Origin of the sequence: Massilia mucilaginosa (genome assembly GCF_011682145.1) — a bacterium.
GTDB classification, from domain to species: Bacteria; Pseudomonadota; Gammaproteobacteria; order Burkholderiales; family Burkholderiaceae_D; genus Telluria_A; species Telluria_A mucilaginosa.
Genome location: NZ_WHJH01000068.1, coordinates 1 through 19,035, shown reverse-complemented (window position 1 = coordinate 19,035; position 19,035 = coordinate 1). Strand labels below are relative to the sequence as shown.

The window sequence follows — 19,035 nt, the reverse complement described above, 5'->3', positions numbered from 1 at the left end:
AAACAGGGGTCGCATGCATCCGTTCTTTCGCACTATGCGCCACAGGGCCGGCGTCATCATCACGACGCTGACCTTATTGGCATTGGCAAGCCTGGTCGTCGCCGGGATGGTCGGCTCGGTGCCGGTCGCGCTGGCCGAGATGCCGGGCGCGCTCATCGCCCTTGCGAAAGGCGATACCTCGACCCTGGCCGCCACCCTGCTCGACCTGCGCCTGTCGCGCGCACTGGTGGCCTTCGTCACCGGCGGCGCACTGGCGCTGGCCGGCGTGATGATGCAAGCCTTGCTGCGCAATCCCCTGGCCGAGCCGTACGTACTTGGCATCTCGGCCGGCGCCTCGGTCGGCGCGCTGGCCGCGCTGCTGTTCATGTGGGCCATGTGGATGGTCGACGTGGCCGCGTTCGTGGGCGCGGTGGCGGTATCGATGCTGCTGTATATGCTGGCCCGGCGCGACCTGCGCGGCAACGCGGCGGCCGAAGGCGGTTCGTCCCTGCTGCTGCTAACCGGCGCCATTCTCTCCACCTCCTGCATCGCGCTGGTGACCCTGATGCTCTCGATCGCCCCCGAAAGCCGCTTGCGCAGCATGATTTTCTGGATGATCGGCGACATCGCCGGTGCGCCTTTGCGCCCGCTGCCGTGGATCGTCCTGGCCGTCGGCCTCGTTTTCGCCCTGCGCAGCGCGCGTTCCCTGAACGTGCTGGCGCTGCACGCGGAAGCCGCCGCCACCCTCGGCATTCCGGTCAGCGCGCTGCGCAAGGGACTGTTTTTCTGCTCCGGCATGCTGACCGCCAGCGCCGTGACCAGCGCCGGCAGCATCGGCTTCGTCGGCCTGATCGTGCCGCACGCCTGCCGCTTCGCCTGCGGCCCGGATCACCGTTTGCTCATTCCCGCAGCCACCCTGGCCGGCGGCGCCTTCCTGGTGCTGGCCGATACCCTGGCGCGCACCGTACTGGCGCCGCAGCAGCTGCCGGTGGGCGTGATCACGGCGCTGATCGGCGCCCCCGTCTTTTTGTACCAACTCCACCGGCTGAACCGCTCATGATGATCGAAGCGCGCCAACTGCTCCTCACCGCCGGCAGCCGCACGCTGGTGAAAAACCTCGACTGGCAGGTGCGCAGCGGCGAGTCGTGGTGCGTCATCGGCCGCAACGGCGCCGGCAAGAGCACGCTGATGCGCACCCTGGCCGGCTTGCGCGATCCCGACGGCGGCGCCATCGCCATCGGCGGACGCGCATTGGCCGACTGGCCGCTCGAAGAACTGGCGCGCCAGCGCGCCTTTTTGCCGCAATCGCGCAGCGACGCCTTTGCCTACCGCGCCATCGAAACCGTGCTGGCCGCGCGCCATCCCTACCACGCCAACCGCTACTGGGAAGGCAGCGACGACTACGCCATCGCCCACGCCGCGCTGGCGTCGATGGAAGTGGCCGACCTGGCCGAGCGCGACGTGCGCACCCTGTCCGGCGGCGAGCGCCAGCGCGTGGCCATCGCCGCCATGCTGGCGCAGGACACGCCGCTGCTGCTGCTCGACGAGCCAGCCAACGCGCTCGACCTGGCGCACCAGCACAGCGTGATGCGCCTGCTGGCGAAGCTGTGCCGCGAACAGGGCAAGACCGCCGTGATGATCGGCCACGATTTGAACCTGGCGCACCAGGCGTCCAGCCACGCGCTGCTGATGATGGGCGACGGCGAATGGCTGGCCGGCCCGGTCGACGAAGTAATGCAAGCACCGGTCCTGAGCCGCTACCTGGGCCACCCGATTGAAGTCCTTCCCCACGGCAGCCGCCGTATTTTCATCCCAACCGAGGAATCCGCATGATCGACGACACCGCAAACAGCGAACTGAATGAACGCCACCGCGTCCGCATGGAACGCAAGAAGGCCATCATCGACCAGAAGATCGCCGAGGCGCAGAAGGAAATCGGCATCATCATCGTCAACACCGGCAACGGCAAGGGCAAGAGTTCGAGCGGCTTCGGCATGGTGGTGCGCGCCATGGGGCATGGCATGAAAGTGGCCGTGGTCCAGTTCATCAAGGGTGCGATGTCGACCGGCGAAGAAAAATTCCTGCGCCGCTTTCCCGACGAAGTGAGCTTCCACGCCATGGGCGAAGGCTACACCTGGGACACCCAGAACCGCGAACGCGACATCGAAAAAGCCGAGCAAGCGTGGGCGCTGGCCAAGGGCTTCCTGTCCGACCCGGCGATTGGCCTGGTGCTGTTCGACGAACTCAATATCGCGCTCAAATACAAATACCTGGACGTGCACGCCGTCATCGCCGACCTGCTCGACCGGCCCGGCATGCAGCATGTGGTCATTACCGGGCGCGGCGCGCCGGACGAACTGATTGCGATTGCCGACACGGTCACCGACATGACGGTGGTCAAGCACGCCTTCAAGGCCGGCATTGCGGCGCAGGCCGGGACGGAGTTCTGATGAGCGGCCACGCGGATGTGCGCGTACTGCTGGTCGCCGCCGTCTCGTCCGGCCAGGGCAAGACCACGGTAACGGCCGCCCTGGCGCGCGCGCTGGTGCGGCGCGGCCAGCGCGTGCGCGTGTTCAAATGCGGACCCGACTTCATCGACCCGATGCTGCTCGAACGCGCCAGCGGTGCGCCGGTCGGCTCGCTCGACCTGTGGATGGTGGGCCGCGAACAGTGCCGCAGCCAGCTGGCCGCCGCCGCCCGGGAAAGCGACGTGATCCTGATCGAAGGCGTCATGGGCCTGTACGACGGCACGCCCTCCTCGGCCGACCTGGCGCGCGAATTCGGCCTGCCGGTGCTGGCCGTGATCGACGCATCGGCGATGGCGCAGACCGCCGGCGCGCTGGTGCTCGGCCTGCGCGACTACGGCCCGGTGGACATGGCCGGCGTGATCGCCAACCGTGTCGCCACCAAGGGCCACGCGGCCATGGTGGCCGCTTCGATGCGCGACATTGCGCTGATCGCGGTGCTGCCGCGCCAGTCCAAGACCCTGCCCGAACGCCATCTGGGCCTGGTGCTGCCGGCCGAAGTGCAGGATGTGGACGGCCTGCTCGACCTGCTGGCCGACCAGCTCGAATTCGACGACGCCGCATGGGCGCAGCTGCGCCACACGCGCATCGACCTGAGCGCGCGCATCGACGCGCCGGCAGCGCTGCTGGCGGGACGCACCATCGCCGTTGCGCGCGATGCCGCCTTTGCCTTCCTGTACCCGGCCAACCTGGACACCCTGCGCGCACTCGGCGCGACGCTCGCCTTCTTTTCGCCGCTGGCCGACGAGGCGGTGCCGGAACTGGCCGACGCGGTGTACCTGCCCGGCGGTTATCCGGAGCTGCACGGCGCAACGCTGGCCGCTGCCGCGCGCTGGCGCGCCTCGATTCGCGCCGCCCATGCGGCAGGCATGCCGATCGTGGCCGAATGCGGCGGCATGATGGCGCTGGCCGATTCGCTGGCCGACCAGGCGGGCACGGTGTGGCCGATGGCCGGCCTGCTCGAAGGCGCGGTCAGCATGCAGGCGCGCATTGCGGGCCTTGGCTCGCAGGGACTGGAAACGCCGCACGGCCTGCTGCGCGGGCATACCTTCCACTACTCGCGGCTGGAAACGGCGCTCGCGCCAGGCGCGCACACGGTCAAGCATCCGAGCGGCGCCGGCGGCGAAGCGGTGTACCGCGCCGGGTCCCTGACGGCGTCGTACTTCCACGCCTACTTTCCATCGTGTCCGGCGGCGGTGGCGGACCTGTTTTCGAGGAGTGCGGCATGACGACCACGCTGATCCTGGGCGGCGCGCGTTCCGGCAAAAGCTCGTACGCCGAAAAACTAGCGCTCGAATCGGGCAAGGAAGTCGTCTACATCGCCACCGCGCGCGCCGGCGATGGTGAAATGGCGCAGCGCATCAAGACCCACCGGTCGAGCCGTCCCGGCAACTGGACCACCATCGAAGAACCGATGCTGCTTGGCGAAGCGATCCTGCGCTGCAGCGAACCGGACACCGTGGTGCTGGTCGACTGCCTGACCCTGTGGCTGAGCAACCTGATTTTCTCGGTCGACCAGGACTTCCCCGAAGTGGGCGTGATCGACCTGCCGGACATTTTCTACGAACAGTGCGACGCGCTGCTGGCCGCCCTGCCGCAAGCGCCCGGCGACGTGATCATGGTCTCGAACGAAGTGGGCATGGGGATCGTGCCCTACGGCGCCTTGTCGCGCTGCTTTTCCGACGAAGCCGGACGGCTGAACCAGGCGGTGGCCAAGGTGTGCGACCGTGCCCTGTTCATCGTGGCCGGCATGCCGCTCACGCTCAAGGGCCAGGCATGCTGAGTGGCTTGAGCCTGGCGCAAGTGGCGCTGCTGCTGGCCGGCGGCGTGCTGCTCGACCTGCTGCTTGGCGAAGCGCGGCGCTGGCATCCGCTGGTCGGCTTCGGCAACCTGGCGATGCGCATCGAGCGCGCGCTCAATCGCGGCAATGCGCGCTTCGTGCGCGGCGCGCTGGCGTGGACGCTGGCGGTGCTGCCGCTGGCGGCGCTCGGCGCGCTGCTGTGCCATGGCGCAGGACTGGCCGCGCATGCCTTTCTCCTGTATTTTTGCCTGGGGTTTCGCAGCCTGCGCGACCATAACCTGCCGATCGCGCAGGCGCTGGAAAGCGGCGACCTGGCGCAGGCGCGCCTGCTGACGGCGCGCATCGTCAGCCGCGATACCGCCGGCGCCAGCGAGGCCGACCTGGCCAAGGCCAGCGCCGAATCGCTGCTCGAAAACGGCAACGATGCGGTATTCGGCACCCTGTTCTGGTTCGTGGTGGCCGGTGGCGCGGGCGCGCTGCTGTTCCGGCTCGCCAATACCCTTGACGCGATGTGGGGCTACAAGAGCACGCGTTACCTGGCGTTCGGCTGGGCGGCGGCGCGCATCGACGATGTGCTGAACTACCTACCTGCGCGCCTGACCGCGCTGTCGTACGTGCTGCTGGCCGATCACCGGCGCGCGGCGTGGGAATGCTGGCGCGCGCAGGCGCCCGGCTGGCCAAGCCCGAACGCCGGCCCGGTCATGGCCAGCGGCGCCGGTGCGCTCGGTCTTGCGCTGGGCGGCAGCGCGACCTACGACGGCGTGGCCGAACAGCGCCCTGCGCTGGGGCGCGGCCGCGCCGCGCAGGCCGGCGACATTGCGCGCGCCTGGAAACTGGTGCGCGCGACCGCCGCGCTGTGGCTGGGCGTGGCCGCGGCGGCGGCACTGATCATGGGAGCATTTCATGCTTGAACACGGCGGCAACCTGCGCGCGGCGTCGATCCGCTTCAATCGTCCGCTGGCCGACTGGCTGGACCTGTCGACGGGACTGAACCCAAGCTGGTATCCGGCGCCGCAACTGGCGGGCAATGCGTGGCACCGCCTGCCGGAAACCGATCCTGAACTGGCGCGCGCGGCGAGCGCATTCTATGGCGCGCCACGGATGCTGGCGGTGGCCGGCACGCAGGCTGCGATCCAGGCGCTGCCCCAGCTACGGGCACCGTCGCGCGTGGTGGTGGCCGCGCCTTCGTACGCCGAGCACGCGCACCACTGGGCACGGCACGGTCACAGCATGCGCGAGGTGGCGTACGACGCGTTGGACGCGGCGCTGCCCGAGTGCGATGTGCTGGTGCTGTGCAATCCGAACAATCCGACCGGCGCGACCGTGGCGCCCGAACGCTTGCTGGCCTGGGCTGCGGCATTGAGCCAGCGCGGCGGATGGCTGGTGGTGGACGAAGCCTTTGGCGACACCGCGCGGCACCTGACTGTGGCCGCGCACAGCGACCGCCCGGGCCTGATCGTGCTGCGCTCGGTCGGCAAATTTTTTGGACTGGCCGGCGTACGCATGGGCTTCGTGGGCGCGCACGCGCCCTTGTTGTCGGACCTTGCCGATTTGCTCGGCCCATGGACGGTCAGCGGCCCGGCGCAGCAGGTGTCTGCAAAGGCGCTGAGCGACCGCGCATGGCAGGAGGCGATGCGCATCCGGCTGGCCGGCGAAGGCGAGCGTTTGCGCGCACTGCTCGCCGCGAACGGCATCGCGTCGACCGGCACCGACCTGTTTCAATGGTGGCCCGAAGCGCGGCCCGAGGCCTTCTGGCAGCACATGGCCGAACACGGAATCTGGGTGCGGCTGTTTCCCAAGGCGGCGCGGGGCATTCGCCTCGGCCTGCCGCCCGATGAACATGGATGGCGGCGCCTTGCGCTCGCCCTGGAAGACTGGAACCGAGGACCACGATGAAAACCCTGTTTGCCGCCTTTGCCGGCATGATCGCCCTGAACGCCGGCGCCGCCATTACCGTCAACGACGACGATGGCCGGCCGGTGACCCTGCAAAAGAGCGCGCAGCGCGTGATTGCACTGGCGCCGCACGTGACCGAAATGCTGTACGCGGCCGGCGGCGCCGAACGGCTGATTGCGGCCGTAGCCTACAGCGATTATCCTGAAGCGGCCAAGCGCCTGCCGCAAGTGGGCAGCCATAACGGCATCGACATGGAACGTATCGCCGCCCTCAAGCCGGACCTGATCGTGGTCTGGATGCACGGCAGTTCCGAACGCCAGATCGACCAGATCCGCGCGCTCGGCATCCCCCTGTTCCACAGCGAGCCGCGCAAACTCGACGACATTGCCAGTAACCTGACGCGCCTCGGAAAGCTGATGGGCACCGAGGCCGTGGCAGATCCCGCGGCGGCCGACCTGCGCAAGCGCCTCGGCGCGCTGCAAACCAGATACGCGAAGCGCGCGCCGGTGCGCATGTTCTATCAGGTGTGGGACAAGCCGCTCTACACCCTCAACGACGGCCATATCCTGAGCGACGCCATGCGCATGTGCGGCGGCGAAAATGTGTTCGGCAAGCTGAAAGTGACCGCCCCGGTGGTCACCGTGGAAGCGGTGCTGCAGGAAGATCCGGAAGCGCTGTTCAGCGGCGAGCGCAGTCCCACCGACATTGGCCTGAACCTGTGGAAGCCGTTCACCACCATGACGGCGGTCAAACGCGGCAACCTGTTCAGCATCGACGGCAACCTGCTCAATCGCTCCGGGCCGCGCATGATCGCCGGCGCCGAAATCCTGTGCGACAAACTCGACCTGGTGCGCCAGCGCAGGACCAAGCCATGAGCCGCTTCCCTTTTCACACCCTGATGGTGCAGGGCACCACGTCGGACGCCGGCAAGAGCACCGTGGTGGCGGCCTTGTGCCGCCTGCTGAAAAATGAAGGCATCCCGGTGGCGCCGTTCAAGCCGCAGAACATGGCCCTGAACAGCGCGGTGACGGCCGACGGCGGCGAAATCGGGCGCGCCCAGGCGCTGCAGGCGATTGCCGCCGGCGTGGCGCCGCACACGGACATGAATCCGGTGCTGCTCAAACCATCGAGTAACATCGGCGCGCAGGTGGTCATCCACGGCAAGGTGCGCGCCGAGATGAACGCGCGCGACTATCATCAGTACAAGACAGTGGCGATGGGAGCCGTGCTCGAATCGTACGCGCGCCTGCGCCAGCAGTACCAGGCGATCGTGGTCGAAGGCGCGGGCAGCCCGGCGGAGATCAACCTGCGCGACCGCGATATCGCCAACATGGGCTTTGCCGAGGCGGTCGACTGCCCGGTGATCCTGGTGGCCGACATCGACCGCGGCGGCGTATTCGCGCACATCGTCGGCACGCTCTCGTGCCTGTCGCAGAGTGAACGCGACCGCACCATCGGCTTTGTGATCAACCGTTTTCGCGGCGATATCTCGCTGCTCGAACCGGGCCTGGACTGGCTGGAACAGCAGACCGGCAAACCGGTGCTGGCGGTGCTGCCCTACCTGCAAGGGCTGTTCCTCGATGCCGAAGACGCGGTGCAGGCGGTGCAGGCTTCGCGCGGGGCCTTCAAGGTGGTGGTGCCGTCGCTGCCGCGCATGAGCAATCACACCGACTTCGATGCGCTGCGCGTGCATCCGGATGTGGACCTGCGGTTCGTGCGCCAGAACGAGGCCAAGCCGGCCTGCGACCTGTTGATCATCCCGGGCAGTAAAAACACGCGCGGCGACCTGGCGTATCTGCTCGACCAGGGCTGGGGCGCGTACATCGACAAGCACCTGCGCTACGGCGGCAAGGTGATCGGCATTTGCGGCGGCTTCCAGATGCTGGGACGCGAGGTGATGGACCCGCACGGGGTGGAAGGCGAGAGCGGCGCGACAACGGGCCTGGGCCTGCTCGACCTGCGCACCGAACTGACCACCGAAAAACGCCTGGCGCAGGTGACGGGCCGCTGCGCTTTTGCCGACGCCGACGTGGCGGGCTACGAAATTCACATGGGCGTCTCCAGCGGCGCGGCGCTCGACATGCCGGCCTTTCGCATCGAGGGCCGCGATGAAGGCGCGCGCTCGGGCGACGATCAGATCCTGGGCAGCTACCTGCACGGCATGTTCGACCATCCGCAAGCCTGCGCCGCGCTGCTGCGCTGGGCGGGGCTCGACAGCGGCGCCACGGTCGACACGGCCCAGCTGCGCGAGGCCAGCCTGGAACGCATCGCCCAGGCCGCGCGCCCCTTGTACGACGCGCTGTGTGCGATAAAATAGAGCTCCCATTTGTTGCAAAAAGTCTGCCGCAGCGCAGCTTGACTGCTTGGGGTACATACACCATGTGTAGAATGAGGGCAATAATTTACTCTCTGTGGACGTGCCATGTTGTCAATGATTAAGGTTGTACAAACCTTTCCTTCGGTCCGGATTCCGTCCAGCTCGGGCGGACTGCCGGTCGAAGTGTCGCTGATCGCGCAACTGGTGCACGGCTCGGGCAATCATTTGTTCGCCAGCGTATCGGCGCGGCAACAGCAGCACCAGGAATTCGTCGACGAGCTCGACGAGCCGTCGGCCAAGCTGGGCGGCACCGATTTCGACAAGGGCGATCCCACGTCGCTGTACTCCTTCGTTGTCGGCCCGAAAGGGCACCCGTTTCACCGGCACGCCGGACATCGCATTTTCACGGCCATTTCGGGCAGCGGCGGCGCGCAGTTGCGTTTTTCCAGCGCTTCCACGGCGCAAATCGATGAAGATCCGCACAGTTTCCTGCGCGCGCTTCAGTGCATCAACATTCCGCCCGATTGCATGTTCACGGTGCGCTTCGGCGGCGAGACCTGGCATCAGTTCGCGCCGCTCACGCGCAACAGCCCGCATCCGGTGTTTTTTGCGCTGTCCTGCCACACCAACGAGCTCGGCGGCGACTTGTCCGACGATCTGCGCAAACAGGTCATGGCGAACGAAGCCAGTATTCCCTCGCTGACCTCGCTGCTGCCGCAAGCAGTGGCCGATTTGCTCGATGAGGCAATGGCCAAGGGGCACCTCGCGACGGTCGATTTGTCGCTGGAAGCGCCGCCGGGCACCTTGCAGCGGGCGATGTGCCACACGGCACGCGGCCAGGTCGGCACGATTCTCGGCAAATGGGGCGCATGGCGCCGCTCGAAAGGCTATGTGTCGCATCACGGCGGCGGCGCCGAGGTACGCGAACTGGACGCCACGCCGGCTGCTTCCTTGCTGCTCAAGCAATTCGAGGGCACGCCGTTTCATCACGAAGATACGTTCACCCTGACCATGCCGCTGGCGAATTTCCAGGAGGCCAATGCGACGGCGCTGCTGACGCGGCTGCTCGACGGCTTCGTGGAAAATCCGCCGCGCGGCGTCACGCGCATGATGGCGGTGCGCAACGTGCTGGTGCGGCCGATGGGCCTGCGCACCTCGTCGCTGGGCTGTCCGGTATCGTCGCTGCTCTCGCCGGACAAGAGCCGCCTGTTCGCGAACCGCTTTCCGGTGCTCGAACAAGGCACGGACGAGCACAACACGCGCGCGCAAGTGGTGCTGGGCGCCGACGACAAGCATCTGTCGTTCCGCACCTGCGTGGCGGTGCGCATCGTCAAGGGCGGCCAGGTCGAGTTCAGCCTGGGCTCGCGCGTGCGCTGCAAGAACCTGTTCGGGCGCTTTTACATGTGGGCGATCGACCGCACGCACCGCGCCTATGTGACGCCGACCATGCTGCGCATGGCGGTGGCGCACGCGCAGATCCATGCGCCGGCCGATGCACTGAACGCGGCCGCCGCGTAAGCTCGCGATCCTTTCCGCGCCCCCCGGAACTCGCTGGCGCCAGTCGCGCCAATGGTCCCGCGTCGCCGTACGCTGTGCGACAGCTTGTCGATCGCGCAGCAGCACCCAATCAATTTACTTTCAACAGAACTCTTCTAAAAAATGGCTATGAAATTGATCCAGCAACACCTCGCTTTTGCCTTGCTTGCCTTTTCCTCGGCGTCAATGGCGGGCACCCTGGGAGATGCGCGCCAGGCGTACTCCACCCGGCTTACCGTGTCGGCAAAAGCCCCTCAGGACTTCGCAGCGCTGCGAGCTCCCGCCGGCGTCAAAGAGGTCGGCTACCAGTCCGGACCTTTGCAGTTAGCAGCGTGGATGTCGACATCGGCGCCAACGACGAAGCTCGCACCGGCAGTCGTCTTTTTGCATGGGGGATTCTCTTTCGGGGAGGACGACTGGGACGCGGCCAAGGCCCTTGTCGATGCCGGCTATATTCTGCTGATGCCACGCCTGCGGGGCGAAAATGGCAACCCGGGCAATTTCGAGCTCTTCGGCGGCGAAGTCGATGACGCTATTGCAGCAGGCCGCTATCTGGCGGCCGTTCCCGGGGTCGACAAAAACCGTATTTTTGTGATGGGTCACAGTGTGGGGGGCAGCCTTGCTGTCCTGGTGGCGCAAATGCAATCGCCATTCAAGGCCAGCGTCTCGCTCAGTGGATATCCCCGCCTGCTCGAATGGATCGACCATTTCAGAAGCATTCCATTCGATAAAAACAACGAGAGGGAGCGCAAGATCCGCAATCCCTATCTCTATGCGGACAGCGTAAACACCCCTTTGTATCTTTTCTCGGAAAGCAATAATCCGAGGGTGAAAGCGACCAATGCCGAGTTTTGTGCACTGGTCGCAAAAACCTCGGTCTGCCAGCATGAGGTTGTCAGCGGCGATCACCAATCCATGATGGCACCGGCGATCGCGAAAGCGCTCGCATTGTTCGCTTCGATCAAGTAAGTTCCGGCCCGGCGGCACGCTCTTCGGCCGCCGGCCGCGGCGCAGCCAGCGCCTGTTGCACCCAGCCGTACGACAGGCGCTCCTGCTCCATCCGGACGCGCTCGCCGAACACATCGTCGCGCAAGGCCTCGAACAGCGCCAGCTCGTCGCGCTCCAGCCTTGACGGCTGCCCGCTGAAACGCTTGTCGGCGTCTTCCTTCCCCCACAGCGCGCGGTGCGCCATCAGGGTCGCGCTGTCCATCAGGATCGAGCGCGCGTGCGGAACGCCGGCACGCAGGCGGTCCAGGATCGCGAAGCCATGGGTGTCGATATCGCCCCAGTAAAACACCTCGCGCGTGGCCAGCCAGCCCACGCCGGCCAGCCGCTCGACGCCGTAACCGCCGCCAAAAATCACCATCGCGTCCGCTACCGCCGGAAAAGCCAGGCCGTTGATTTCGTTCTCGGTGATGAAGACGCGCCGCACCTGCGTTTGCAGCGCCGCGAACTGCGCCAGCGGCACCGCCAGGTCCGACAGGCCACCAATGGCATGCGCCGGATCGAGCACGCGAAAGCGCAGCAGCGCCGGTTTGCCCAGTAATCCGTAACGCGCTTCGAACTGGCGCGCACCAACCGCGTTCACATCGATGGCGCCAGACGGCAGCACCAGGTCGAGCAGTTCGGCCAGCAGCGCTTTGCGGGTTTCTATGAATTTGCTGTCCACACCGGCAATGTCGAGCTGGCGCAGGTACAGGCCGGGACGCGGATGGCCGGCGAACCATTCCAGGATCGCGAGGATGCGTGCCCACGCCTCGCTTTGCTCCAGCACCACCAGCGCGCGCCGCGCCAGCCAGCCGGCCAGTTGCGGGAACAGCTTGATGGTGTCGGAGGCAAGCTGGTCGAAACGGCGCGCATCAAGCTGGCGCCCGATCAGGCGCAGCGCGTCGGTGTCGCTGTCGAACACCACGCTGTCGGGAATGCGGTTGCGCCCGAGCTGGCGGTGATTGATCTCGCGCCAGACGATGCGGTAGCCGAAGCCGCGCGCGCTTGCGCTGCCGGCGTCGAGTTCCCTGATCCAGGCGCGCACTTCCTCGAAGCGTTCGCCGGTTTGCGCCACGGTCGGCTGGCGCAGGCGCAGTTCGAGCGGAAACAGGGCCTCGCCGCCGGCGCGCGCGGCCAGCAGGCGGCCATCGTCCCACAGCCGCTGCACCTGGGCGCGGACCGTGGCCGCGGTCGACCATGGCGTGCTTGCGCTCATACGGCGCTCATGCGGCGCGCGCGCTGCGCTCGGCCTGGTACTGTTCGATGGTCAGGTAGCGCAGCATCGACTGCCGTCCTTCTTCGCTGTGCACGAAGCCCAGGCCCGATACGTACGGTTCGATAATGTGGATCTTTTGCAGCGGCGTGACGATCAGCAGTTGCAGGTTCATGCGCTTGAACAGTTCCAGGCCGTAGCGCGCCGATTCGTCCGATCCACGCCCGAAGGCTTCATCGATCACCACGAAGCGGAAGGAGCGCGAGCGCACCACGCCCCACTCCAGCCCGAACTGGTAAGCCAGGCTGGCGGCCAACACAGTGTAGGCCAGCTTCTCTTTCTGGCCGCCCGACTTGCCGCCGGCGTCGGTGTAGTGTTCGTGCTCGCGGCCGTCCTCGCGCCAGCGCTCGGAGGCCGAGAACACGAACCAGTTGCGCACGTCGGTGACCTTGCGCGTCCAGCGCTTGTCCATCTCGGCCGTGCCTTCGCGTCCGCGAAAACGTTCGATGATGCGTTTGACCTGCAAGAACTTCGCTTCCGAGTACTCCTCGTCGGCCGATCCGGTCAGTGCCCCTTCGGTGCAGCTGCGCAAGTCTTGCTGGAAGTCGCGCAGGTCGGCGTCGAGATTGTTCTCCGCTTCGAGCGCGATGTAGCGGTTCGGGTTGTAGTCGATCTGGTACAGCGAGGCGTTGATGGTGTCGATGCGCTCGCGGATGGTTTCGCGCTCGCGCTTGAGCTGCGACTGGAAGCCGGCGATTTCGCGGATGGTGTTTTCGTTGAGGAGTTCCTTGAAGCGCCCGGCGAAGCGCGGCAGGTCGTCGGCTTGCAGCACCGCCAGCATCCTGGCGAATTCGGCGGCGGCGCCGATGCCCACATCGACCTCGCGCGCGTCCAGCGGCCAGGCATGGGTGTAGTCTCGCATGGCACCGATGATGGCGTCGCGCAGGGCGCCGATTTTCTTTTGCTCGGCGTCGATCCGGGTTTGCAGTTCGTGGCGCATGTCCTTTTCGCGGTTGTCGCACGATTCGACCGTCAGCGTATGCTCGCCCAGCACTTCGGCGCGCAAGACGTCGAGCACCGGAAAATACTGCGCGCGCGCCTGCTCCGGCGTCGCTTCGAGCAAGGCGGCGCAGTCGTCCAGGGCGGCGCCGGCCACCTCCAGCTTCTCGACCGTCCTGGCTTGCTCGATGGTGGCGCTGTTGAACTGCGCTTCGGTCACTGCCTGGGCCGCGGTCAGTTCGGCGAACTGCTGCTGCAAGGTGCGCAACAGGTCGGACGACGCGGCCAGCGCGTCCTGTTCGCGTTCGAGCGCGTCGATGGAGGACAGGAGCGGGCGCCAATCGAGTTCGCCGAAATTGGCGTAGGTCGCCAGTTGATTCCAGTTGCCCAGCAAGGCGTTCTGGCGATCGACCTCGCCTTTCACCGAGGCGATCTTTGCCGCATGCACCTGGATGCGCGTGGACAGGTCGCGTTCCTGCCTGGCCAGCGCGGCGATCTTGCCTTCGTTCGACCACCCGAGCACGTAGCGCGAGCGGTCGTCGATGCGGTGGCGGTCATCCTTTTCGTGGCGTTCGCCGCCTGCCTTGACCTGGCCGTTGCGGCTCACGGCGCGCTTCTCGCGGCGGAACTGGTCGAGCGTGTCGCAGCAGGCGTGGTCGTAGCGGCGCGCCAGTTCGGCATCGATCCAGCCGTAGAACGGCGAATCGGGCTTGATCGCCAGCTTGCGCGCCAGCGCGTCGGGGTGCAGGCCGTGGTGGTCGGCCGTCACGCTGGCGCGTACGCGAAAGTATACCAGCCGGTTGCCCAGGTTGGTGGCGTCGACCCAGGCGGCCACGGCGCCGTAGTGCGCTTCCGGCACCAGCAGCGACAGGCCGAAACTGTGCAGCATGCGCTCGGCCGCGCCTTCCCATGCGCGTTCTTCCTCGCGCACCTGGATCAATTCGCCGATGAAGGGCAAGGCATCCGGTGCGATGCGCAGCGCCTCGCACAGGGCGGCGCGCAGGGCCAGCATCTGGCTGGTGATGTTGGAGCGGCGCTGGCGCAGCGATTCGAGTTCGGTGGTGATGGCGCCATGCTGGTCGCGCAGTTCGTGCAGGCTCACGCCGGCCATCATCAATGTGTTTTGCGCGTCGTCGCGGCGCGCGATGGCCCCGGCCTTGCCATCGTCGATGGCGCGCCGGTTGGCGTCGAACATGCTCGCTTCGGCCGCACCGGGCAAGCCGACGGCGGCGGCCAGCGCGTCGTACTGGCGCGAGCGGGCCGTGCGTTCGTCGCGGGTGGCTTGCAGGCGCGCGATTTCGCCCTTGATTTGCTCGATGCGGTTGCCGCCGTTGGCCGCGATGGCCTGGCTGATATCGTCGCGCCGCAGCATCTGGCTGCGCTTCTCTTCCTTCAGGTGGTCAAGGCGCCCGGCCAGTTTGTCGCGCTCCGAGCGCAGGATGCCGATGCGCTTTTCCAGCAGCTCGCCCTTGAGATGGGCGAACCATGGGCGCAGCGCTTCGCGGCAGCCGCGCAGCTCGAGCACCTGTTCCTGCAGCACCGCGTAGCGGTCGCAGTCGCCCACCAGGGGCGTGAGCTGCTCGATCTGGAGCTTGGCCTTGAGCACCGCTTCGTGGGCGCGATTGAGGTCGTCGAAGTGGGCGATCAGGGCGCCGATGCGCGCCTCCACCGGAAACGCTTCGAGCATGTGGTCGCGCACGAAGTCGGTCAGGTTGCCGACCGATTTCATCGACACCGTCTGGTGGAACAGATCCATCGCCTGTTCGCTGGCGATGCCGAAACGGCGCCGGAAGTCGGCCCCATACGGCGGAAAACTTTCGTGCAGGGTGACGCCGGACAGCGCGCGCAGGCGCTTGCGCAGTTGCGCGATGTCGGTGCCGAAGCCGGCGAAGTGCTCGGCCACCGAGAGCGCACTGTCGGCCACGACGTAAAAACGTTCGGGCTGGCCGTGCGGATTCTTGAACCAGAATACCTGCGCCAGGGTGACGGTCTGGTCGAAGCCTTCGTTGTGGAATACGCCGAGGATCACCGAGTAGCTGTTGTGATCGCGCAGGGCGACGGCGCGCGCGGCCAGGCCGGTTTCGCCGCGCTCGGATTTGTAGTGACCCATGACGTAGGTGCGCAAGCTGCGCTCGCGCGCGTCGGCGCCGGCCGCCTTGTTGTAGGCGATCTTCTGGGCCGGTACCAGCAAGGTGGTGATGGCGTCGACCAGGGTCGATTTGCCGGAGCCGATGTCGCCGGTCAGCAGCATGTTGTCGCCACCCGGGTGCAGGCGCCAGACGCGCTCGTGGAAGGTGCCCCAGTTGAAGACCTCGAAGTGGCGCAGCCGGAAACCGGCGCGCTCCAGCGCCGCCTCGCCGCCGTCAAATGCGGGAATGTCGACCACGGGCGCCTGGCTCATGCCTCCTCCTCCCCGCTGGCGGCGTGGGCGGCGTAGCCGGCAAGGCGCTGCTCGAAGTCGGCCAGCCACTGGGCGTCCACAAACGCCTTGAGGATGCGGCGCACTTCGAACTGGTTCTCCTGGCCGCGCAGGCGGTGCAGAAAGCCCAGTTCCACGACTTTGTTCAGGTGCGCATCCATGCGGTCGAGCAGACGTGCTTCGTTGCCGGTCTGGGGCAGGAACAGGCGCACCTGTTCGGCGATCTGGTCGCGGTCGACGACCAGGCGCGTCTCGCCGCCGGTGGCGTCGAATTCGGCCAGCTTCTTGCGCAGCAGGGCCAGGATCAGGCTGACCGGGTAACTGAGCTGGCGCCGCGCGACCAGGCGTGGCAGCTCGGGTTCGCCCGCCACGGCGGGGCGCTGGCGCAGGTAGGCGTAGCCTTCGGCGTCGTCGAGAATGAGTTCGAGGCCGATGGTGGCGGCGTAGTCGCGCACGCGCGCCTGCAGATCCATCAGCGCCTGCCACAGGGCGCCGTCGGTGTCGCGGTACAGCACCGCCTGGAACAGCGCTACCAGCAGCTGGCCGAGGCGGTTCTGGTCGTTGGGAGTGGTCGGTTCAGGGTTCATGCCGCGTAAATGATAAGAGGGAGCGTGGCCTGGCGTCGGCGCCCGCTGTCGTCGAGCCAGTCCAGCGTTTCGGACTGATTGTCGTCGATGGCGGCGCGCATGTCCTGGGTGGCCAGCTTGAGGTAGGTGGCCAGTTCGGCCAGGCCCTGCTGGATCGGATACTCGCGCGCCAGGGTGCCGAGCGAGACTTGCTGGCGCGTCTGCAGCGCGCGCCGGATGTTCGACATCAGGCGCAGCTGGTCCACGTAAATCTGTTCGAACAGCGCGTCGGACGCGATCTCGACGCCGTCGTCGCTGACGATCTGCTGCGTGATCTTCGGCTTGAACGGCGGATTGTACAGGGTGCGGTCCATCGACAGGCCCAGCGAAGGCGCGGCGTCGTCGATCTCCATGAAGGCGCGTTCGTCGACCTCGCCGCGCAGGGCCAGGGCTTTCTGTTCGATGTCGCGGATCAGCTGCATGATGCGGCGGTTTTCCAGCCAGGCCTGGTCGTCCAGGTAGCGCCGCAGCTGCTCGGACAGGCGCGCGACGGTGCGCTGGGTGACTTCGCCCGCTTCGAGCCAGTCATAGTGGATGCGCTGCAGGCGAGCGTCCGGCTGGAGCTCGCGCACCGGGCCGAGCTTGAGCACCGCGTCGAGCAGGCTGGTAAGTTCGTCCTGGCGCGACGGCGACATCAAGAGGTCCCAGAAGGCGCGGAAGCTGCGCCCTTCATCGGTGTCGGCGATCATGTCGCGCTGGCCGAAGATCGCTTGCAGCAGTTCGCCCTTGCTGCCGTCCCAGGTGGCGATGTGTTCGCGCACCTGGCGGTCGAGCGTGCGAAAGTTGGTATCGACCGCGCGGAAGTCCGACAGCAGGTCGCGCGCGGTGGCGGCCATTTGCAGGAAGCGCTCGCGCACCTGGGTCGGGTCCATCAGGGCGAATTGGCCGGCGCCGATCTCGGCGATCTCGACGTCGATGTCGGCCTTGCGGCGTTTGAGCTCGGCGATGCGCGCGCGCGGATCGAGTTCGCTGCCGTCGACGATCTGGTGCAGCAGGTCGAAGACCGTCATCAGGCGCGACTCGGTGCCGATGAAGCTGCGCTGGCCGAGGTTCTTGAGCCATTCGAGCGCCTGCTCGGTGGCCGAGGCGAGGTCGTAGTGCGCCTCGTCGTCGCCCGGCGGGTAGTATTTGCGCAGCCAGCCGCGTTCGTCGGAAGCCCAGTCGTCCAGGTAGGCGGTGGCGGCTTTCGGGAACACAATCTCGCCGGCGCCCTGGTGCAGATGATAGAGGTGATCGTCCAGTTGCGAGGCCAGTTGCTGGCGGCCGATGGTGCGCTGGTTCGGCGCGATGAAACTCGCGTGCAGGAAGCTCGCGATCATCGCGGCGTTGTCGGCGGCGAGCAGGCGCCATGCGGGATGCGTGCGCCGCTGCGTTACGAGTTGCTGGTAGTCCATCGCTATGGGAAGTGGTTCGGCGTGACCGACACTCTACCACCAAAGATCGGGGCGCCGGCGCTAGTCGTTCTTCGGCTCCACGGTCAGCACGATTGCCATCGCCCAGGTCGCGTCACTCATTGGCCATCTGAGCAGTTTGACCTGATCGTCCACCATCTGCGACTCCCACAAAGCGTACAGCTTGCGCTCGTAACCGGGAAAACGCACGCTCTGGCACGCCAGCGGTCCGCCATCGAGGTTCAGCGCGACTTTCAGGTCGAGCGGCGACTCCTTCAAGAAGACCGCGAGCCGCGCCAGCGAGAAGAATGCGTCCTTGGTGGTACCGATGACGATGCGCCCCTGCCGGTCCTGGGCGATGAAGCTGCGGTTGGCCAGCCAGCGGCTGTCGGTTTTCACGTGGGTCTGTCCATCGTCCCCGATCAGGAGTGGATAGGAGACCATGGCGTTGGTGGCCCCGGCGAGTGCCTGTTGCCAGTTGCCATCGCGCAGATCCGTGACGCCGGCGCCATGTTCATCGGCCACGAAGGCGCCGGCGCGGGCGTTGTAGCGGCTCGGCCCCATCACCGTTCCCTCGCTGATGAAAGGCGTGTCGGGCAAGCCTTTGAGGCCGAAAAAACTGCCGTTGACGATCAGGCGCGCTTGCGGCACGGCGCGCTCCCATTCATCGATGCCCTTGTCACCGGCCGGCGCATTGCGCACGACAAAGCGATACTGCGCGGGATCGATACGCGCCAGCAGGATACTGTCGACCTCGCGGCCATCGACCATGACCGGCAACTCGGCCACCTCGAATCCTTTTTCGCGTTCCTGCCAGCTCATCGGCCCCGACGTCGCCTTGGGTGCCGGCACAGTGAGCGCAACCCGCATCCCGGGCGACAGGCGCGGATCGTCGGGTTCGACATTGACCCAGTAGGTGCCGCCGCGGCGCCATAGCACGTTGAATCCGTAGGCCCCGTTGCGCTCCCAGATGAACCAGCAAACACCGGCGGCAGCGAGCAGCAAGAGCGCCAGGCAGGCCATCAGGCGGCGCCGTTTCAGGATCGATCGTATTTTCACTTTTTACCTTGTTCCAAAAATCGGCAGCATTGCCAGTGGAATCAGGATAGCGCGGCAGTGTGCAGCGAGAATGAAGGCTGTGTGAAGTGGGAGGGATGAGGAAAACGCGGACGAAAAAAAACCCGGTTTGCACTAAGCGCGATCTTGAGCGCGCTTAGGCTTACCGGGGTCTTTCTCTTATAACTAGCCTGACGATGACCTACTTTCACACTGGTTGCAGCACTATCATCGGCGTAAAATCGTTTCACGGTCCTGTTCGGGATGGGAAGGGGTGGTACCGATTTACT

16 protein-coding genes and 1 rRNA gene are annotated in these 19,035 nt (G+C 66.5%); 11 read left to right on the top strand and 6 right to left on the bottom strand.

Going from position 1 to position 19,035, the window contains the following annotated elements:
- Positions 1-13: 13 nt before the first annotated feature.
- The 11 genes from F2P45_RS30565 to F2P45_RS30515 all read left to right on the top strand — a co-directional run bounded on the left by F2P45_RS30565 (position 14) and on the right by F2P45_RS30515 (position 11,023).
- Positions 14-1,039, top strand: coding sequence for a FecCD family ABC transporter permease (locus F2P45_RS30565; protein ID WP_166881990.1), 1,026 nt, complete (start codon positions 14-16; stop codon positions 1,037-1,039).
- Positions 1,039-1,812: an ABC transporter ATP-binding protein gene (locus tag F2P45_RS30560; RefSeq protein ID WP_166882002.1), complete on the top strand. Its 774-nt coding sequence runs from the start codon at positions 1,039-1,041 to the stop codon at positions 1,810-1,812. The genes F2P45_RS30565 and F2P45_RS30560 overlap by 1 nt, the downstream gene beginning before the upstream one ends.
- A complete protein-coding gene (gene cobO / locus F2P45_RS30555) occupies positions 1,809-2,429 on the top strand; it encodes a cob(I)yrinic acid a,c-diamide adenosyltransferase (RefSeq protein ID WP_166881989.1) in 621 nt (206 codons plus the stop codon). The genes F2P45_RS30560 and cobO overlap by 4 nt, the downstream gene beginning before the upstream one ends.
- Positions 2,429-3,733, top strand: a complete 1,305-nt coding sequence (locus F2P45_RS30550) for a cobyrinic acid a,c-diamide synthase CobB (protein ID WP_166881988.1) — start codon at positions 2,429-2,431, stop codon at positions 3,731-3,733. The genes cobO and F2P45_RS30550 overlap by 1 nt, the downstream gene beginning before the upstream one ends.
- On the top strand, positions 3,730-4,287 hold the full coding sequence (gene cobU, locus F2P45_RS30545) for a bifunctional adenosylcobinamide kinase/adenosylcobinamide-phosphate guanylyltransferase (RefSeq protein ID WP_166881987.1): 558 nt from the start codon (positions 3,730-3,732) through the stop codon (positions 4,285-4,287). Before F2P45_RS30550 ends, cobU begins: the two co-directional genes overlap by 4 nt.
- Entirely contained in the window at positions 4,281-5,216 is a 936-nt protein-coding gene (gene cbiB, locus F2P45_RS30540; protein WP_166881986.1) for an adenosylcobinamide-phosphate synthase CbiB, read from the top strand. Before cobU ends, cbiB begins: the two co-directional genes overlap by 7 nt.
- Positions 5,209-6,201 (top strand): threonine-phosphate decarboxylase CobD, encoded by a 993-nt coding sequence (gene cobD / locus F2P45_RS30535; RefSeq protein ID WP_166881985.1) that lies wholly within the window; start codon positions 5,209-5,211, stop codon positions 6,199-6,201. The genes cbiB and cobD overlap by 8 nt, the downstream gene beginning before the upstream one ends.
- Positions 6,198-7,076, top strand: a complete 879-nt coding sequence (locus F2P45_RS30530) for a cobalamin-binding protein (RefSeq protein ID WP_166881984.1) — start codon at positions 6,198-6,200, stop codon at positions 7,074-7,076. The genes cobD and F2P45_RS30530 overlap by 4 nt, the downstream gene beginning before the upstream one ends.
- Positions 7,073-8,518, top strand: coding sequence for a cobyric acid synthase (locus F2P45_RS30525; RefSeq protein WP_166881983.1), 1,446 nt, complete (start codon positions 7,073-7,075; stop codon positions 8,516-8,518). Before F2P45_RS30530 ends, F2P45_RS30525 begins: the two co-directional genes overlap by 4 nt.
- A 105-nt stretch (positions 8,519-8,623) precedes the next feature.
- A complete protein-coding gene (locus F2P45_RS30520) occupies positions 8,624-10,036 on the top strand; it encodes a DUF2867 domain-containing protein (RefSeq protein ID WP_166881982.1) in 1,413 nt (470 codons plus the stop codon).
- A gap of 147 nt (positions 10,037-10,183) precedes the next feature.
- A complete protein-coding gene (locus tag F2P45_RS30515) occupies positions 10,184-11,023 on the top strand; it encodes an alpha/beta hydrolase family protein (protein ID WP_166881981.1) in 840 nt (279 codons plus the stop codon).
- Here the strand turns inward: F2P45_RS30515 and F2P45_RS30510 are convergent.
- The 6 genes from F2P45_RS30510 to rrf all read right to left on the bottom strand — a co-directional run.
- Complete coding sequence (locus tag F2P45_RS30510; RefSeq protein ID WP_166881980.1) at positions 11,016-12,257, bottom strand: DUF3322 domain-containing protein; 1,242 nt, start codon at positions 12,255-12,257, stop codon at positions 11,016-11,018. The two genes, F2P45_RS30515 and F2P45_RS30510, sit on opposite strands and share 8 nt — an antisense overlap.
- A 7-nt stretch (positions 12,258-12,264) precedes the next feature.
- A complete protein-coding gene (locus F2P45_RS30505; protein ID WP_166881979.1) occupies positions 12,265-15,654 on the bottom strand; it encodes an ATP-binding protein in 3,390 nt (1,129 codons plus the stop codon).
- Entirely contained in the window at positions 15,651-16,259 is a 609-nt protein-coding gene (locus F2P45_RS30500; protein ID WP_166881978.1) for a DUF4194 domain-containing protein, read from the bottom strand. Before F2P45_RS30500 ends, F2P45_RS30505 begins: the two co-directional genes overlap by 4 nt.
- A complete protein-coding gene (locus F2P45_RS30495; protein WP_166881977.1) occupies positions 16,256-17,692 on the bottom strand; it encodes a DUF3375 domain-containing protein in 1,437 nt (478 codons plus the stop codon). Before F2P45_RS30495 ends, F2P45_RS30500 begins: the two co-directional genes overlap by 4 nt.
- Positions 17,693-17,752: 60 nt before the next feature.
- Positions 17,753-18,748, bottom strand: coding sequence for a phosphodiester glycosidase family protein (locus F2P45_RS30490; protein ID WP_223164858.1), 996 nt, complete (start codon positions 18,746-18,748; stop codon positions 17,753-17,755).
- A 186-nt stretch (positions 18,749-18,934) separates the two neighbouring features.
- Positions 18,935-19,035: ribosomal RNA gene (rrf, locus tag F2P45_RS30485) — 5S ribosomal RNA — on the bottom strand; the annotation flags it as partial.

Excerpts from the sequence above, each read along its gene's own strand:
- F2P45_RS30550 (WP_166881988.1), top strand. The coding sequence starts at position 2,429 with ATGAGCGGCCACGCGGATGTGCGCGTACTGCTGGTCGCCGCCGTCTCG.
- F2P45_RS30560 (WP_166882002.1), top strand. The coding sequence starts at position 1,039 with ATGATCGAAGCGCGCCAACTGCTCCTCACCGCCGGCAGCCGCACGCTG.
- F2P45_RS30500 (WP_166881978.1), bottom strand. The coding sequence starts at position 16,259 with ATGAACCCTGAACCGACCACTCCCAACGACCAGAACCGCCTCGGCCAG.
- F2P45_RS30525 (WP_166881983.1), top strand. The coding sequence starts at position 7,073 with ATGAGCCGCTTCCCTTTTCACACCCTGATGGTGCAGGGCACCACGTCG.
- F2P45_RS30520 (WP_166881982.1), top strand. The coding sequence starts at position 8,624 with ATGTTGTCAATGATTAAGGTTGTACAAACCTTTCCTTCGGTCCGGATT.
- cbiB (WP_166881986.1), top strand. The coding sequence starts at position 4,281 with ATGCTGAGTGGCTTGAGCCTGGCGCAAGTGGCGCTGCTGCTGGCCGGC.
- cobO (WP_166881989.1), top strand. The coding sequence starts at position 1,809 with ATGATCGACGACACCGCAAACAGCGAACTGAATGAACGCCACCGCGTC.
- F2P45_RS30495 (WP_166881977.1), bottom strand. The coding sequence starts at position 17,692 with ATGGACTACCAGCAACTCGTAACGCAGCGGCGCACGCATCCCGCATGG.
- F2P45_RS30510 (WP_166881980.1), bottom strand. The coding sequence starts at position 12,257 with ATGAGCGCAAGCACGCCATGGTCGACCGCGGCCACGGTCCGCGCCCAG.
- F2P45_RS30505 (WP_166881979.1), bottom strand. The coding sequence starts at position 15,654 with ATGAGCCAGGCGCCCGTGGTCGACATTCCCGCATTTGACGGCGGCGAG.
- cobU (WP_166881987.1), top strand. The coding sequence starts at position 3,730 with ATGACGACCACGCTGATCCTGGGCGGCGCGCGTTCCGGCAAAAGCTCG.
- cobD (WP_166881985.1), top strand. The coding sequence starts at position 5,209 with ATGCTTGAACACGGCGGCAACCTGCGCGCGGCGTCGATCCGCTTCAAT.
- F2P45_RS30530 (WP_166881984.1), top strand. The coding sequence starts at position 6,198 with ATGAAAACCCTGTTTGCCGCCTTTGCCGGCATGATCGCCCTGAACGCC.
- F2P45_RS30565 (WP_166881990.1), top strand. The coding sequence starts at position 14 with ATGCATCCGTTCTTTCGCACTATGCGCCACAGGGCCGGCGTCATCATC.
- F2P45_RS30515 (WP_166881981.1), top strand. The coding sequence starts at position 10,184 with ATGAAATTGATCCAGCAACACCTCGCTTTTGCCTTGCTTGCCTTTTCC.